A 17,414-nucleotide genomic window follows, 5' to 3' on the forward strand; every position below is an offset into this window, starting at 1 on the left:
TATTTTGCCACCCTGAGCGAAGTCGAAGGGCTTCATAGTATAAAAGGTCTTCGACTTCGCTCAGACTGACAACTTAAAAAGATTTAATACAATGAATTACAATTCCCCAAATCACAAAATTATTTTCCGGAGTTACTTTTATAGGCAGATAATCTTCATTTTCTGCAATAAGCCAAATGATCTCTTTTTCTATTTTGATACGCTTTACAGTAAATTCCCCATCAATTTGGCAAACAGCAATTTTATTGTTTTGCGGTTCAAGGCTTTTATCAATAATCAATAAGTCACCATCATTGATGCCGGCATTTTTCATAGAATGTCCTTTTACTCTGGCGAAATAAGTAGTGTATTTGTGTTTGATGAATTCTTTGTTGAGATCAATCGATAATTCGATAAAGTCATCAGCAGGCGAAGGAAAACCTGCGCTGATACCAACGTCAAAAAAAGGCAGTTTTACTTCCGAACTTACATCCGGAATGTATAATTGTATTGATTGTGTGGTATTTATATTTGTCAATTTCATAATTCACTTCAAAAAGTTGTTTTTTTGTAACCACAAAATTAGTACAGATAAGAACAATTTTTTATATATTTGCTGTTCCAAATTATAACAAATTAATTATGTCTTTATTTTCAGATAACATCAGAGCATTGAGGGTTAAGCATAAAATATCACAAGAGAAATTAGCTGGAAACCTTAGCATTACAAGAGGAAGATACGTGAAATACGAAGATGGAACTTCGGAAGCGCCGTATGACATTTTAAAGAAAATCGCCTTGTATTTTCATACCAGTATCGATTTGATATTATCGGTCGATATTCGGAAAATTAATATCGAAAATTTGATCAAACTAGAAGGTAACCGACTCATTTTACCCATCCAGGTTGATAATTTTGGAGAAAATTATATCGAAATTGTTTCCCAAAAAGCAAAAGCCGGTTACCTAAACGGCTATGCCGATCCGGAATATATTGAAAGCCTTCAACAGGTTTCGCTTCCGTTTTTAGGACCTGGCAAACACCGTGGATTTCCTGTAGAAGGCGATTCGATGCCACCGCATGAAGATGGTTCGATTATTATTGGCCGTTATGTGGAAAGGCTAGGTGAGGTGATGGATGGAAAAACGTATATCCTGATTACCAAAAATGAGGGAATGGTTTATAAACGACTGAACAAAAACAAAAAGAATGCTTTGGTTTTAGAATCAGATAATAGTTTTTACCCAAATTATGAAGTGAAAGCTTCTGACATTTTGGAGATTTGGGAATACGAATGCAACATCGGCCGATCTGATAAAAAACAAACATTATCTGAAACAGAGAGCATGAAAGAATTGCTTTTGGAAGTAAAAAGAGAAGTGATGGAGATTAAGAATAATACTTCGAATACGTAGATTTTTCCGCCACGAATTCACGAATTATTTTAAATCAAAATGTCAGTCTGAGCGGAGTCGAAGACCTTTTATATTATGAAGCCCTTCGACTCCGCTCAGGGTGACAATCGGAATCAAAAAAATCTAAAAAACCTTCACAAAACTCAAACCATATTGCTGTCCGTTATAAAAAGGCGCAACCATAGAAGTTGATTTATTTTCAGAAGATGATTTGAACAGTTTTTTAGTAATATAAGGATTCATCCAATACGCGATTTTTGTACTCAAAATCCCGATTCCGGCTCCTGCCGCAACATCGGTTAACCAATGGCGATTGTTGTAAATTCTAAATAATCCCGTTCCGGTGGCTACGGCATAACCGGCAATTCCGTACCAAATTGACTTGTCTTTGTATTCCTGGTATAAAAATTCGGCACCCATAAATGCAGTTGCGGTGTGTCCAGAAGGGAAGGAGTTGTTAGAACTTCCGTCAGGTCTTTCTACATGCGAAATCGATTTTAAACCCAAAACCGTTGTCGCCATAATCGCATACGAAGTCACAAGTATTACAGAACGGTCGCGCATATTATTTTTACCTTTTACACCAAAAGCATTCAACGCATAAACCGATGCTGCGGGTGCATATTGCGAGAAATCATCAATAGTAACTTTCTCGTCAATATCCTCGGTAACTTCATCCTTAATTTGGTGATTAAAACTTAGGAGCTGATCACTTTCTAAACCAATCACGCCATAACCAATTAATACACCCGGAATGATTAATTGTTTGTAATTGAATTTTAAATGATTGGAGGTGCTGTCGATTTTTGTAATAGAATCATTTTGTTGTGCATTCGCAGAAAATAATCCGAATAGAAATAGCAGAAGAATAGCTTTGCAGGACATCGTTATTTTTGTTTTTGTTGCAATAATAACGAATGTCTGAACGAACTATTTTTCCCTTAATTCAACCTTAAGCGAACTTTAATTTGTTGGGTTTAAATGTGATAGTTGGATTAAGATTGGCTTATTTTTTTTAAATTCTGCTGGAATGATTTTCATATTGTAGCAACGGATTTCAATCCGTTGAAGTTTGATCAAACCATGTTTTAAAGTCCCGTAGGGACGATTTATATTGTAGGGCTGGATTTCAATCCAGTCCAATATGAATCGAGCCCACAGCTCTTTTGCATTTTGGAATTTCTTTGTCAACCGGATTGAAATCCGGCCCTACAATATGTGTCGAGCCTATGGCTCTTTTAATATTTTTGTTTAAACAATTAACAATTAACAATTAACAATTAACAATTAACAATTATTCTTATACTTTCAATGAAAACCAAAACGTACTACCCAATCCCAAATTACTCTCAACACCAACATTCCCATTTTGCGCTTCAATAAACTCTTTACTGATTGCTAAGCCCAATCCCGTTCCAGATTTTTGACTTCCCGGAACCTGGAAATATTTATCGAAAACTTTATCTTTATATCTTGCGTCAATTCCTTTTCCGGTGTCAATGACCTGAAATACGATTTGATTATTTTCTTTTTTAAGTTTAATGTGAATAGTACTTTTTTCAGAAGAATACCGAATAGCATTTGACAAATAATTAATCAAAACCCAGCCTGTTTTTTCGCTATCGGCTTTTACGTCTTCTAGATTTTCATCGGCATCAATTATTAATTTAATCTGTTTTTGTTCCGCCTGAACTTTTACCGCTTCGACGGCATAATTTACAATTTCATGCGGATTACTTTTTTCAATATTCAGCTGAATATTTCCTGTTTCCAATTGTGATAAATTGAGCAATTCGCCAGTAATTTTTAATAAGCGCTGACTGTCCTCTTTTATACTTTCGACCAATTGTTTCTGGTCGTCGTTCATGTCGCCTGTTTTTTCATTTTCAAGCAATTTCAGACTTAATTTTATCGAAGCAATTGGTGTTTTTAATTCGTGTGAAACTGTCGCAATAAAATTGGTTTTAGCAAAATCCAGTTCTTTAAAAAGCGTAATATTTCGTAGAATAATCACATCGCCAATATTGATTTCTTTTTCTTCGCCTGTTGGAATAATAGTAATGTTCAGAATTTCTTTTTCGAAATAACTTTCTTTTCCGTGCGCGTAAATTTTAAGTGGCTGTTTTTTAGGAGAATCTGAATCTTCTTTTAAAATTAAAGAACGAATCAAATCATTTGACAAGGCTAGAGTTGAAGCCGATTTCCCGATAACATCTTCCAGTTTCAGACCAACAATTTTCAGTGCTTCATCATTGGCAAACAAAACAATTCCTTCATGATCCAAACCAATAATAGGATCATTCATATTATTGATTAAAGTTTCCAGTCGTTTCTTTTCGAAGAAGAGTTTGTACAAATTACTATCGTTATATTCCTGAAGTTTCTGCGCCATCGTATTAAACGATTTGGCCAAATCTCCAAATTCGCTATGACTTGTAAAATGAACGCGCTCTGAATAGTTTTTATTCGCAATTTCCTTAATACTCAGCGTTAATTCCTTTATAGGGTTTGCAATATTATTGGGCAGATTAACCAACAAATTAAAAGCAATCAAAAAGCATAAACTTCCCACAATGGCAATCCATAAATTAGCATTTTCGGCGGTATGTTTGGCAATATCGCTTTTCTGTTTTATCGCGTCCAGATTCAGTTTCATAATCGCAAAAATATCCTGTCTGATTTTTGCTTTTATGGTTTCGTTTGCTCCGTTTTGTTCTAAAATCGTAAAACTTTTTTCAAGGTTTTCGGTTGCTTCTTTTTCTCCCGGTTCGGTAACATTTTGCGTTTGTTTTTCAAGATATTCCTTGAAAACATGAATCTTGCTATCAGGGCTCGCTTTAATTTCATCCAAAGACAAAATCATATTTCGCGAATATTCCAGCGTATTATAATTCGCTTTCAGAATATTCTCGGTATCTGCTTTTATCAAAAAAACAGAATAACCGCTCACTAACGAAAGTATGATGATCATTAAAAATAACAATCCAACTCCCAGATTCAATTTGGTTTTAATTCTCATGACGTTTATTTAAAAACAAGTTTTTTATTTGAACCATTAAGATATTAAGGAAATTAAGTTTTGAACTTAATGAAACTTACAAAGAGAAAATTAAGCATAGCCTTTATTTTCTTAATATCTTAATGGTTAGAAAAATTACGACAGTATAACAAGATCAACATTTGACAGCGACAATTTGTTTAGTAAACGTCTAAAAATTGTTGTAGACAAAATTACTTTAAATAAATTCAAATGCGGTTTTCCGATGCAGACAGTTGTAATTTGTTTTTCTTCTACGGTTGCCAAAATCGCATCTGTAATATTACTGTTTTCCAGTTTAATAACTTCTGCGCCTAATTGCACGGCGAGTTTAAAGTTATTAATTAAATGTCTCTGTTTGTCCAAAGCAATTTTATTACTGCTTTCCTGCGGAGTTTCTACATATAAAACATACCACAATCCGTTATAATAACTGGAGAGTCTTGCTGTTTTTCTAATTACAATTTTAGCCGTTTTATCATTACTGCTAATGCAGGCCAAAAGTTTCTCATGTCGTAAAGCATGAAGATTCGGAACTTCATTTTCAACTTTCCGAACGACCTGACTCGCTACTTCTTTCAAAGCCAATTCCCGAAGTTGTAAAATCTGTTCCGATTTAAAAAAGTTCGTTAAAGCCGTCTGAATTTTATCCGGAGTATAAATTTTTCCTTCTCTCAAACGCGCAATCAAATCTTCAGATGTCAAGTCGATATTCACGACTTCATCCGCCAATCGTAAAACATTGTCCGGAATACGTTCCTGAACATCAATGTTGGTAATCCGTTTTACATCTTCATTTAAACTTTCAATATGCTGAATATTCACCGCCGAAATCACATTAATTCCCGCTTCCAAAATTTCTAAAACATCCTGCCAGCGTTTTTCATTTTTGCTTCCCTCAACGTTCGTGTGCGCTAATTCATCAACAATAACCACTTCCGGACGAAGGTTGATAATTGCCTGAACATCTAATTCTTCCAGTTCTTTTCCTTTATAGAAAATGGTCCGTCTCGGAATTATAGGCAAACCTGCTAATAATTCATGCGTTTCTTTTCGCATATGCGTTTCGATGTAGCCAATTTTCACATCGATTCCGTTTTTCAATAACGAATGCGCTTCCTGAAGCATACGAAAAGTCTTGCCCACACCGGCGCTCATTCCAATGTAGATTTTAAATTTCCCCTTTCGTGATTTCTGAATTAAATCGAGAAAGTGCTGTGCGTTATTATTTTCGTTTTCCATGTTTTTTGGTTTAACCATTAAGACATTAAGTAAATTAAGCTCATGAGAAAATTTAAAATACTTCATTTCTTATTGTTGAGATTAGCACACGGATGGCGCGGATTTACTTCGTAAAAGCGCTGATAAAAACGGATTTTTTTGTTCACTCTAAAATATAAAATCCGTATTAATCTGCGTCTTCGCGGTAGCGAATCGGTTTCATCCGTGTTCTAATTTTTAGGCAAAAGAACAAAGTACAGAACTTAATCTCTTAATGGTAAAAAATCTTTTAATGTTTAGAAAGAAATCGCCAAGGAAGTCGTTACAAACGTATTCGTATCCGTTGGAAGATTGTCTTTATTGGTGAAGATTTCGTCTTTACTTGAAAGATTTCTTGCTTCAATTCTAAACATAACATTATCAGTAACTAAGTAATCAAAGTTAGCTGAAAATCCGTAAGTTTTAAAACCATTAGGTGTTTCAGTTACGATAATTACACCTTTTTCATCACTATAATATTCACCTCTCACTGCAAGCTGAATCTTGTCAACTGGTTTGTATTGCAGAATCAAAACTGGCGAAAACCAAGTATTATATTTATCACTTCCTTTAGCCGATTGCTGAGATCCAATATCAAAACCAGCTGTAATATTTGTCTTTTCCGTTACTTTAAACTGTCCGTAAAAGTTGTTGAAATAACGCCACTTTTTATCAATATCCGGCTGTTCATTTCCAACATAAGTACTCCAGTTCAAAGCAACCCGATCAGATGGTTTGTAAGTAACCTGAGTTCCAAAAGCAGGCGTTTGATTACCTTCGACTTTCTCAATTCTCTGCCAGCCATTCAAGTACATTCCTGCCAAATACCATTCCCCAGATTCAGAAGTATAACCAATTTTAACTCCCGTTTCATAATAAGGAGAATTTTCAGCCAGAATGCTTCGAGTTAAAGTCTGACAGTCTTTTCCAATCGCACTTTCAAAACCAATATGCGAAGGCATAATTCCCGCATCAACCCATAAATTATGGTTTTTCGAAATCTTTACACCAACATTCGCTTCGTAAACATTTTTCAATAAACCCTGCTCGGCAGACATATTATATTCGGCGTAAGTCCCCGCCATCAAGGCAAAATTTCCTCGAATATTTTCTTTCGAATAATTCACTTTCGCCATTCCCAAATTCAGGTTTACCTCGTTGCTTTTATTATAACTGTAAAAAAAGTTTGGCCGAGTATGATTTTCTGGTTTCCCGAAATCATAACTATAATAAGCGTCAACATATCCCGAAAATGTCAATGGACTTTTAGATTCTTCTTGTGCGTGTAAATTGCTATAACCAAAAGCGATTAAAGCAGTAAGTATTATTTTTTTCATTTTTGTGGTATTCTATTATTTATTAGTAGATTTTTTAGGAGCTAATCCCGCTATCCGTTTCAATCTTTTCCTGGCTAAAGAAGCCAGAAAAAGGATTTCCACTACTATCGGGGCTAGGGCATTTGGGGTAAAAAGGCGTTTTTGTACTATAATATTTTCATATCCGAACAGGTTTCCAAAACCTGTTAGGTATATTGTAAGTTTAATTTTTCGATTCCAATTCTCGCCACAGTTTGTCATTCCGAGAAACGAGGAATCTCCGCAAGAAACTCCATAAAGTAATTTGTCAATCTTTGTCGAGCTACTCGCGGAGATTCCTCGTTCCTCGGAATGACAAAAATGCGTAAAGAGAAAACTTAGAATCTTAGAACCTTAGCGACTTAGCATCTTTGGAATTAGCGAAGCTGATCCAGCGCCACATTCAATTCCAAAACATTCACAGTTTCAGGACCAACAACAGCCGTATTAATTTTAGATTCAACCAAAGATTTTACTTTAGCTTCGTCCAGTTTTCTTTCTTTAGCAATTCGTTTTACCTGAATCAAAGCGCCTTGCGGAGAAATATTCGGATCTAAACCACTTCCAGAAGCCGTAACCATATCTGACGGAATATCAGATTTTTTCAAGTACGGATGAACCAATAAAAGTGTATCAATTCTTTTTTGAACCAAAGCCAAATAATCAGGATTGCTTGGACCTTTGTTGCTTCCGGCACTTCCCGCCGCGTTATAATCAACAGCCGAAGGTCTTCCCCAGAAATAATTTGACTTATCGAATTTCTGACCAATTTTTTGGTAACCAACGACTTTCCCGTTAACCAAAATAGTTTCTCCTTTTCCTTGATTTGGAGCCAATTGTGCGATTCCATAAATCGCTAAAGGGTAAATAACTGCGAATAAGATTAAGGTAACCGCAGTAAGTTTTATTATAGAAAATAGATTTTTCATTTCTTTTGAGATTCTAAGACTCTAAGATGCTAAGGTTCTAAGTTTTTTTCTTAGAAGCTTAAGGAATCCAAAGTCTATGTTTTTAATTTGAGTTTTTGTAAACCTGACAGGGTTTTAAAACCTGTCAGATTTAATATTTACATAAAGAGTGCGACCAACAAATCAATTACTTTAATTCCGATAAAAGGAACAATCAATCCGCCAAGACCATAAATCAAAAGGTTTCTTTTTAAGATGGCACTTGCTCCAATTGGTCTGTAATCAACCCCTTTCAGCGCAAGCGGAATCAATATCGGAATGATAATCGCATTGAAAATTACTGCTGATAAAATAGCACTTTCAGGACTATGCAAATGCATAATATTTAAACCTTGAAGCGCAGGAATCGCAGTAATAAAAAGAGCAGGAACAATAGCAAAATATTTCGCAACGTCATTTGCAATAGAAAAAGTAGTTAAAGTGCCTCGAGTCATTAAAAGCTGTTTTCCAATTTCAACAATCTCGATTAATTTCGTTGGATCATTGTCAAGATCGACCATGTTTCCGGCTTCTTTTGCCGCTTGAGTTCCGCTGTTCATCGCAACTCCAACATTGGCTTGAGCCAAAGCCGGAGCATCATTTGTTCCGTCACCCATCATGGCAACTAATCTTCCTTCAGCCTGTTCTTTCTTGATGTAATTCATTTTATCCTCAGGTTTAGCCTCGGCAATAAAATCATCAACACCGGCAGCTTCGGCAATAAATTTAGCCGTAAGCGGATTATCACCAGTAACCATTACCGTTTTGATTCCCATTCTGCGTAAGCGCTCAAAACGTTCTTTCATTCCGGTTTTTATAATATCCTGAAGTTCAATAACACCTTGAACTTCATTGTTTTTGATTACCACTAATGGAGTTCCTCCGTTAGAAGAAATTGTGATTACTTGTTGCGCTGTATCTTCAGGAAAAGTGTTTCCGGCTTGCTGTGCAATGTTTTTAGCAGCGTCTTGTGCGCCTTTACGAATGTTAGTTCCGTCTTTTAATACGACTCCAGAAGTTCTGGTTTCTGCAGTAAATTTGATGGTATGTGAAATATCAGAAGTAGTTTTTAAGAAACTTGCTTTCGTTTCATTTTTTACATCGATCATCTCACTTAGCTCGAGAATACTTTTCCCTTCTGGAGTATCATCTGCTAGCGAACTCAAAACAGCCGATTTCACGAAATCATCAAAAGAGATTCCTTTTGTTGGATAAAAATTGGTTGCTTTTCTGTTTCCAATGGTAATGGTTCCGGTTTTATCCAAAAGCAATACGTCAATATCTCCAGCAGTTTCAACCGCTTTACCCGATTTTGTAATTACGTTAGCTCGTAAAGCTCTGTCCATTCCCGCAATACCAATTGCAGAAAGCAATCCTCCAATTGTAGTTGGAATTAAACATACAAACAAAGCAATGAAAGCCGCGATCGTGATGGGTGCGTTGGCATAGTCGGCAAACGGTTTTAGCGTAACGCACACTATCACGAAAATTAAGGTAAATGCGGCTAATAAAATGGTTAAGGCAATTTCGTTTGGCGTTTTCTGACGGCTTGCACCTTCAACCAAAGCAATCATTTTATCCAAAAAGCTTTCGCCTGGTTCAGAAGTTACTTTTACTTTAATTTTATCAGATAAAACTTTTGTCCCTCCAGTAACAGATGATTTATCACCTCCAGCTTCGCGGATTACAGGAGCACTTTCTCCGGTAATGGCACTTTCGTCGATTGTAGCCAGACCTTCGATAATTTCACCATCGGCAGCAATTAAATCACCAGCTTCGCAAACGAAAATATCGTCTTTTTTCAATGCCGAAGAACTAATGTTTTTTATTTCTCCGTTAGGCAGAATCTGTCTTGCAGGAGTTTCCTCTCTTGTTTTTCTTAAACTGTCGGCTTGTGCTTTTCCTCTTGCTTCGGCAATTGCTTCGGCGAAATTGGCAAATAAAAGCGTTGCCAGTAAAATTAAAAATACAATTAGGTTATAAGTAAAACTACCTTGGTCATTTGCACCCATTAATATTGAAATGCAGACAGCAAACATAATGGCTGTTCCAATTTCTACGGTAAACATTACCGGATTTTTGATCATCATTTTTGGGTTCAGCTTGACAAAAGACTGCAAGAATGCTTCTTTTACCTGTTTACTTTCAAACAATGATGTGGATTTATTAGTTGTCATTTTTTATATTATTTTAAAGTAAAGAATTCTGCCAATGGACCTAAAGCCAATGCTGGGAAGAATGATAAAGCAGCGATAATTGCGATTACAGCAAAAGTCATGATTCCGAAAATTGATGTATCTGTTTTTAAAGTTCCTGCACTCTCCGGGATGTATTTTTTGCCTGCCAGTAAACCTGCAATTGCTAATGGACCAATGATTGGAATAAAACGGCTTAGCAGTAAGACAATTCCAGTTGTGATATTCCAAAATGGATTATTATCTCCAAGACCTTCAAAACCAGAACCGTTGTTAGCAGCACTCGAAGTGTATTCGTATAGCATTTCTGAGAATCCGTGATTTCCAGGGTTATTTAACCAGCCTGTCGCATTTCCGCTGAACCAATAACCCATTGCAGTATCATGCGCAGCAAAATAAGAGGCTAAAGCGGTTCCAGCTAATATTAATAAGGGGTGAAGAATGGCGATAAAAGCGGCAATTTTAACTTCCCGCGCTTCGATTTTCTTGCCTAAAAATTCGGGAGTTCGACCAACCATTAATCCGGAAATAAATACAGCCAGAATAATAAAAATGTAGTAATTCAAAATACCAACACCGCATCCGCCGTAAAAGGCATTCACCATCATAGATAATAATTGCATAGCTCCAGAAACCGGCATCGAGCTATCGTGCATACTGTTTACAGAACCTGTAGAAATTACCGTTGTAGCAATACTCCAGAAACCTGACATCGCGGGGCCAAACCGAACTTCTTTTCCTTCCATCGCTCCGGTTGTCTGTGCGATTCCCATTTTTTCGATAGCAGGATTTCCGTTGATTTCACTCATAACAGTTGGAACAACCAGAAGTAAAAATCCGACAGTCATTACACCAAAAATAATATTCGATAATTTTCTTTTGTTGAGGTAAAATCCAAGAGCAAAAATCATCGCAAACGGAATAATCATTTGTGCCCAAAGTTCAACTCCGTTAGTAAAATAAGTTGGGTTTTCTAATGGATGTGCTGAGTTGGCTCCAAAAAATCCACCACCATTTGTACCAATATGTTTAATAGCAATAAAGGCTGCAGCTGGTCCGCGAGAAACTTCAACATGATCGCCTTGAAGCGTTGTAATAGCATCTTTTCCTTCAAAAGTCATTGGAGTACCGCTAAATACTAGTGCAACAGCCACAATTGCTGAAAGTGGTAATAAAATACGAGTACAGCTTTTGATAAAATAATCGTAAAAATTACCTAATTTCTCTGTTGTTCTTTCTTTCATTGCTGTGAAAATCATAGCGGCAGCAGCCATTCCGATACCTGCAGAAACAAATTGAAGGAACATCAAGACGATTTGCGAAAGGTAAGAAACCCCACTTTCGCCTGAATAATGCTGTAAATTACAGTTTACGATAAATGAAATGGCAGTATTAAATGCCAGATCTGGCGTCATGGACGGATTATTATCAGGATTTAAAGGTAAAGATCCCTGAAACAATAAGACAAAAAAGCAAAGAAAGAACCAAACCATATTAATACTTAAAAGTGCTTTTAAGTGTTGTTTCCAGTTCATTTCTTCAGTCGAATTAATACCGCTGATTTTAAAAATAAATTTTTCAATTGGATTGAAAATCGGATCAAGAAGTGTTTTATCTCCCAAGAAAACTTTAGCAATATATTTTCCTAAAGGAATCGCTAAAACAATCGTCAGGATAAAAATACCAATGACGCCTAATAATTCTGTGTTCATAATTTTTATATTTTTTAGTGAAAGGTGAGGAGTGATTTGTAAAATGAGTTGATGAATAAATTAAGTTTACATTTCACATTAAGGATTTCACTTTTTTACATGATTTAAAATTTTTCGGGTTTGATTAATACATATACCAAATACACGAAAACAGCGATTGAAATAATAAATAGTGCAGTCATGATTTAGATTTTTTCAAAAAATTCAACAGAGAGAAAACAAATGGCAAACAGCACAACGGCTAGCCCGAGTAAAAGAAAAGTGATCATAATAGTATTTTAGATTTAAGATTGTGGACTTTAGATTTTTCCGATTAAACAATTAAACAGTTAATTGATTCAACATATTTATACGCCTGAAGCATTAACCTGCTTGATGTATTCTGCTTTAAGCGTTTGAGGAAACAAATGTGAAATATTGCAGTGACGCACTTCCATAAAAGAAGAAACCGAAAAAACATACACATTAGAAATGGCGTTTTTAGTTTCGATGCTTCCACTAATAAATAGGCGTTCAGCAAGAGCAAGGCATTTTTTTGCACGAACGATGTTTCCAGAAATAATAGATTTTTTGGTTATCTCGGCAAAGCGTTCTGCTTGTTTGTAGATTGAGGTTACTTGATTTTTCATTTGGAATGAATTTTTAATGTTCTCTCTCCTTATGCCAAAATATGTTCCGAAAAATCCAAGTTATAGCTAAAGTGCTGTCAATAAAAGGAATGTAGTTTTGTGCCAAAAATCAGGCATAAAAAAAGCCTATCAAAATGATAAGCTTTTATTGAAATGATAAGATTCTTTTAATTATTAATTGTGAATTATTAATTGTGAATTGTAAAATGTAACCTACTTTGACATTGGAATTTTTAAATTTTGGAATTTAATTTTTCTCTATCCCATATTCTTCCAGCTTTCTATATAAAGTCGCAATCCCAATTTCTAATAATCTAGCCGTTTCTGCTTTATTTCCTTTCGTATAATTCAAAACTTTTTGTATATGCAGTTTTTCAACACTCTGCATCGAGAATGCCGACATAGATTTGGTACTTTTCTCTGCTTGATGCTGCATTTCGTAAGGTAGAACATCCGAAGTTAAAGTATCGCCATTACTCAAAATAACCGATCTTTCTATAATGTTTTTAAGTTCACGGATATTTCCCGGCCAGGAATAATTTTCTAATTTCTGCAGAAAATCATCACTAATATGTAAAGTTTTTTTATTCGTTTTTTCAGAAAACTGTTTTACGAAATGATTAGTCAGGACCGGAATATCTTTAATTCGTTCTCGTAAAGAAGGCAATTTTATTTCGAAGATATTCAAACGGAAATACAAATCGGAACGGAAACGATGTTCGTCACTTTCTGTTTTTAAATCACGATTCGTAGCAGCAATTAATCTGAAATTTGATTTTTTTGGAGTGGTATCGCCAACCGGAATATATTCGGAAGTTTCTAAAACACGCAATAATTTGGCCTGAAGATCAATTGGCATTTCTCCAATTTCATCCAAGAATAAAGTACCGCCATTGGCTTCTTCAATAAAACCTTTTTTATCTTTTACAGCTCCGGTAAAAGCGCCTTGTTTATGACCGAAAAGTTCGCTTTCTAAAATTTCTTTTGTAAAAGTACTGCAGTTTAATGCCACAAAAGATTTCCCCACACGATTACTGTTTTCGTGAATCGCTTGTGCAAAAACTTCTTTTCCGGTTCCGGTTTCGCCCGTAAGTAAAACGGTTGAATCTGTTTTGGCTACTTTTTGTGCCAGATCAATAACCTGTTCAATTCCTTTTGATTTCCCGATTATGGTAGTGAAAGAATATTTGTCGTTGATACGTTTTTCGAGTTGCTGAACCTTTTTTTGCAAATGCACTTTTTCGACAGCTTTATAAAGAAGCGGAATAATTTTATCGTTATCGTCGCCTTTTACAATATAATCGAAAGCGCCATTTTTCATCGCCTGAACGCCGTCTGGAATATTTCCGAAAGCAGTTAATAAAATAACTTCTGTAAGTGGAAAACTTCCTTTTATATTCTGAAGAAAATCAACGCCATTTCCATCCGGGAGTTTTACATCACATAAAACAACATCAATTTCGGTTTGTTCCAGTTTCTTAAAACCCGATTTTAAATCTTTGGCTTCAAAAACTTCAAAACCTTCCGATTTTATAATACGCGCCAGCAGACTTCTCAGTTTTTCTTCGTCGTCTATAATTAAAATTTTGTGTGTCATTTGCAGATAAGCTAAACCCGAATTGGTATTTTGATGTACAAATTTAGGTTTAAAATCACTTTCCTTTTTTGATTTGGAGGAAATTATTTTCAAAGAGTAATTTGGTTTTAAAATATTTTTCTCAAAAAGAAATGTACTTTTAAGCAAAATTTGAACCCATATAATTTATGTTAAAACGCATTCTTCTTATCGTTATACTATTCTTCGGATGTTTTACTTGTTTTTCAAATGAAGTGACCGAAAAAGATTCTTCAAAATCAAAGACCATTTCATTTAAAATTAAATTAAAGTCGGCAGAAAATGTTCAAGTTAAAGTTGCTCCTTTAAAATATAACAAACATTTCGCTTATAGTTTTACGCTCGATGATGGTTATAGATCAGCTTATCTAACAGCATTTCCATTATTAAATGGCGGAAAAATCAGCAGTCCAGATAAAAACGAATGGAAAATTGATCAAGGCGGAGACGGAACAACTTCAGATGGTCTTTTTTATTCGGACGGATTCGGAAATAAAATTCCGTTTAAATTGGCATTGGCTGTAAACGGAGGTGCAATTCGTGATTTGCCAGCAAACCGTGGACATCTTTCTTGGCCCGAAATTAAAGAAATGTATAACGCTGGTTGGGATATTTTAAGCCATGGTTTTCATCATGCAACAAAACATGGCACAAATTATTTGACAGAAGTCAAAGAAAATACAGCTTCAATAAAACAGAATCTTGATTTTACAATGTCACATTTTGTAGTTCCGGGCGGAGAAGGCGATGAGAAATATTATTTGGAATATGAAAAAGAGGCACTTAATAATGGACATCTTTCGGTAGCGTCTTATTATGGTGTTGGCCCAGTTTTTAAAGTTGACTCAAAAGTAAATTTAGATAAAATGATTACGGCAAGAACTTTTGTGCAGAGTTCAAAAGATACGATTGGTTTTAAAACAATGGATCGTTATTTAAAAACATTGGACTCAATCGTAAAACAGCCAAATGCACTTTGGTTCAACGAATTTACACATGGAACAGGAAATACAAATTTGTGGAACTTAAGCATGCGTTTTCCTGATTTCAAATATTATATGACAGCGCTTGCTGATAAATATGGTGTAAAAGGAAACGATTCAATCTGGATGGCGCCGTGGCAGGAAGTTTACGAATATATTTGGCTAAGAGACCGAATAAAAATTGATTACAAACAAAAAGGAAAAGATGTAGAAGTGAAAATTGTAATTCCTGAAATTCCTGAAGCATTTAGATATCGAGAAATTTCATTAGCGATTGACGCTTCTTCTAAATTTGAAATAGAATCTGGCAAAAATTTAATTATAAAAGATGATGGTAAAACAAACCATAAATTAATTCATCTGAAATTGAAATAATAAATATTTGTAGCTACAAATATTATAATTCTATTAACATTAGAAAGCAAAGTGCATCAATATAAATGAGTTAATTTTGCACCTTAGCATTATTTTATATGAAAAACCCAATTTCAGTTTCAATATTAGAGCTTGCAATCATTACGCAAGACAGCAACGCATCAGAAACATTTAAAAAAACAAAAGACATCGCGCAATTAGCCGATAAATTAGGATACAAACGAATTTGGCTCGCAGAGCATCATAATATGGCACATGTTGCAAGTACAGCAACTGTAGTTTTAATTGGATATGTTGCGGGGCAGACAGAGAATATCCGTGTAGGTTCAGGCGGAATTATGCTGCCAAATCATTCTCCTTTAGTAGTGGCAGAACAATTTGGAACATTAGAAACGCTTTATCCAAACCGAATCGATTTAGGTTTAGGCAGAGCGCCAGGAACAGATCAGCCAACTGCAGAAGCAATTCGAAAAGACTTTTTTGAACAAGCGCAGCGATTCCCTCAAAATGTAACAAAGCTTCAAGAGTATTTTTCGGCCGAAAATACAACGGCAAAAGTAAGAGCTTTTCCAGCCGAAGGACTTAACGTTCCTATTTGGATTCTAGGATCTAGTATGGAAAGTGCAGCTTTAGCGGCAGCTTATGGATTGCCTTATGCTTTCGCCGGGCATTTTGCGCCGCGTTTAATGATACAGGCTTTCGAGTTTTATCGTGCAAATTTTCAGGCGTCAGAATTTCTAGATAAGCCAAAAACAATGGCATGCGTAAATATTATCGCTGCCGATACAAATGAAGAAGCCGAATTATTATCAACAAGTTTGTATCAAATGTTTCTTAACTTAATTAGGAACGACCGCAAAGGATTACAGCCACCAGTTTCTTCACTGGATGATATAATGAGCCAAGAAGAACGTGTGCATGTCAACCAAATGACAGCCGGAACATTTACAGGAAACAAAGAACAATTGATTACAGATCTAAAAAAGTTCATCAATTACGCTAATATTGATGAGTTGATGGCAACAAGCCCTATTTTTGATCATGAGGCAAAATTAAAAAGCATTCAAATCACAAAAGAAGTAATTGACAGTTTAAACGAAAGTATACATATATAAGTTTACATATATATAAGAGTAAATTTCATTCCCACAACCCGACAGGTTTTCAAAACCTGTCGGGTTTGTTTTTTCTATACATATATATGTATAGGTAGAAGTAAAGTTTGTCAGGCTGAGCGAAGTCGAAGCCCTTTTAGTCAAGAATTGGAATTTGGGATTTCAAGATTTGGAATTTGTTTTTTGATCAGGAGCTATTTCCCGCTATCCGCTTCAATCTTTTTGCGGCGAACCCCGCCACAAAAAGGATTTCCGCTGCTATCGGGGCTATGGCAGTTGTTTTCAAAAGGAAATTCAGTAAAAGAAACTGCGATATCGTGAATAAAACAGAAGAAAGAAAGAGGAAACTTTGCGTCTTTGCGTCTCTGCGAGATTAAAAACGGCGGTAAAACAGTATTCAAAAGCTGATTTGTCTACAAAAAAGGCCCTTTGGTATTAAAAACTCCTCAAAATGGATGGCTGAAAAGTACTGAAAAATAAAGAAACCGCATCATGACTCAGAAAAAACTGATATAAAATCAAAAAAAGTTCAGTTGTAAAGAATCTGTTATCAGCGAGTTAAGAAAAAGATCAAAAAAAGGTCGAAAAAAAGAGATCAGAAAAGCTTGTTTAACTGAATAAAGGTGGTACTTTTGCACCCGCAACAGCGAAAGACGTTCACCGAAATACTGACAGGCAGAGAAATCAGAACTGAAAATTTATTTTCAAAAAAAGATTTAAAAAAGCTTGCGGGATTGGAAAACGGGTATTACATTTGCACCCCGCAAAACACGGAAAGTTCCTTGAAAGACTGGCA

14 protein-coding genes are annotated in these 17,414 nt (G+C 35.4%); 3 read left to right on the plus strand and 11 right to left on the minus strand.

Annotated elements, in window-relative coordinates; all coding sequences use genetic code 11:
- Positions 1-73: 73 nt before the first annotated feature.
- Positions 74-523, minus strand: coding sequence for a translesion error-prone DNA polymerase V autoproteolytic subunit (gene umuD, locus GKZ88_RS13115; RefSeq protein WP_155102810.1), 450 nt, complete (start codon positions 521-523; stop codon positions 74-76).
- 98 nt (positions 524-621) lie between these two features.
- On the opposite strand from umuD, the gene GKZ88_RS13120 reads away from it, so the two are divergent.
- A complete protein-coding gene (locus tag GKZ88_RS13120; RefSeq protein WP_155102811.1) occupies positions 622-1,395 on the plus strand; it encodes a LexA family transcriptional regulator in 774 nt (257 codons plus the stop codon).
- Positions 1,396-1,518: 123 nt separating this feature from the next.
- Here GKZ88_RS13120 and GKZ88_RS13125 read toward each other — a convergent pair whose 3' ends face one another.
- From GKZ88_RS13125 to GKZ88_RS13170, 10 genes are all read right to left on the minus strand, one after another.
- Complete coding sequence (locus tag GKZ88_RS13125; RefSeq protein WP_155102812.1) at positions 1,519-2,280, minus strand: phosphatase PAP2 family protein; 762 nt, start codon at positions 2,278-2,280, stop codon at positions 1,519-1,521.
- A gap of 415 nt (positions 2,281-2,695) precedes the next feature.
- Positions 2,696-4,414, minus strand: a complete 1,719-nt coding sequence (locus GKZ88_RS13130; protein WP_155102813.1) for an ATP-binding protein — start codon at positions 4,412-4,414, stop codon at positions 2,696-2,698.
- Positions 4,415-4,549: 135 nt separating this feature from the next.
- Positions 4,550-5,674 (minus strand): sensor protein KdpD, encoded by a 1,125-nt coding sequence (locus tag GKZ88_RS13135; RefSeq protein ID WP_155102814.1) that lies wholly within the window; start codon positions 5,672-5,674, stop codon positions 4,550-4,552.
- A 275-nt stretch (positions 5,675-5,949) separates the two neighbouring features.
- Entirely contained in the window at positions 5,950-7,029 is a 1,080-nt protein-coding gene (locus GKZ88_RS13140; protein ID WP_155102815.1) for a porin, read from the minus strand.
- Positions 7,030-7,424: 395 nt separating this feature from the next.
- The gene (locus GKZ88_RS13145; RefSeq protein ID WP_155102816.1) at positions 7,425-7,976 is read right to left on the minus strand and encodes a K(+)-transporting ATPase subunit C; all 552 of its coding nucleotides are present in this window, start codon (positions 7,974-7,976) and stop codon (positions 7,425-7,427) included.
- 137 nt (positions 7,977-8,113) lie between these two features.
- Entirely contained in the window at positions 8,114-10,171 is a 2,058-nt protein-coding gene (gene kdpB, locus GKZ88_RS13150; RefSeq protein ID WP_155102817.1) for a potassium-transporting ATPase subunit KdpB, read from the minus strand.
- Positions 10,172-10,179: 8 nt separating this feature from the next.
- Entirely contained in the window at positions 10,180-11,901 is a 1,722-nt protein-coding gene (gene kdpA / locus GKZ88_RS13155) for a potassium-transporting ATPase subunit KdpA (protein WP_155102818.1), read from the minus strand.
- Between the two features lie 104 nt (positions 11,902-12,005).
- Positions 12,006-12,083: a K(+)-transporting ATPase subunit F gene (kdpF, locus tag GKZ88_RS13160; RefSeq protein ID WP_081909388.1), complete on the minus strand. Its 78-nt coding sequence runs from the start codon at positions 12,081-12,083 to the stop codon at positions 12,006-12,008.
- A gap of 165 nt (positions 12,084-12,248) precedes the next feature.
- A complete protein-coding gene (locus tag GKZ88_RS13165; RefSeq protein ID WP_026985832.1) occupies positions 12,249-12,530 on the minus strand; it encodes a hypothetical protein in 282 nt (93 codons plus the stop codon).
- Between the two features lie 247 nt (positions 12,531-12,777).
- The gene (locus GKZ88_RS13170) at positions 12,778-14,127 is read right to left on the minus strand and encodes a sigma-54 dependent transcriptional regulator (RefSeq protein WP_155102831.1); all 1,350 of its coding nucleotides are present in this window, start codon (positions 14,125-14,127) and stop codon (positions 12,778-12,780) included.
- A 167-nt stretch (positions 14,128-14,294) separates the two neighbouring features.
- Here GKZ88_RS13170 and GKZ88_RS13175 point away from each other — a divergent pair, with 167 nt between their 5' ends.
- Positions 14,295-15,503, plus strand: coding sequence for a polysaccharide deacetylase family protein (locus GKZ88_RS13175; protein WP_155102819.1), 1,209 nt, complete (start codon positions 14,295-14,297; stop codon positions 15,501-15,503).
- Positions 15,504-15,601: 98 nt separating this feature from the next.
- Positions 15,602-16,618: an LLM class flavin-dependent oxidoreductase gene (locus GKZ88_RS13180; RefSeq protein WP_155102820.1), complete on the plus strand. Its 1,017-nt coding sequence runs from the start codon at positions 15,602-15,604 to the stop codon at positions 16,616-16,618.
- Positions 16,619-17,414 lie beyond the last annotated feature (796 nt).

Origin of the sequence: Flavobacterium sp. LC2016-01 (genome assembly GCF_009711135.1) — a bacterium.
In the GTDB taxonomy this organism is placed as follows: Bacteria; Bacteroidota; Bacteroidia; order Flavobacteriales; family Flavobacteriaceae; genus Flavobacterium.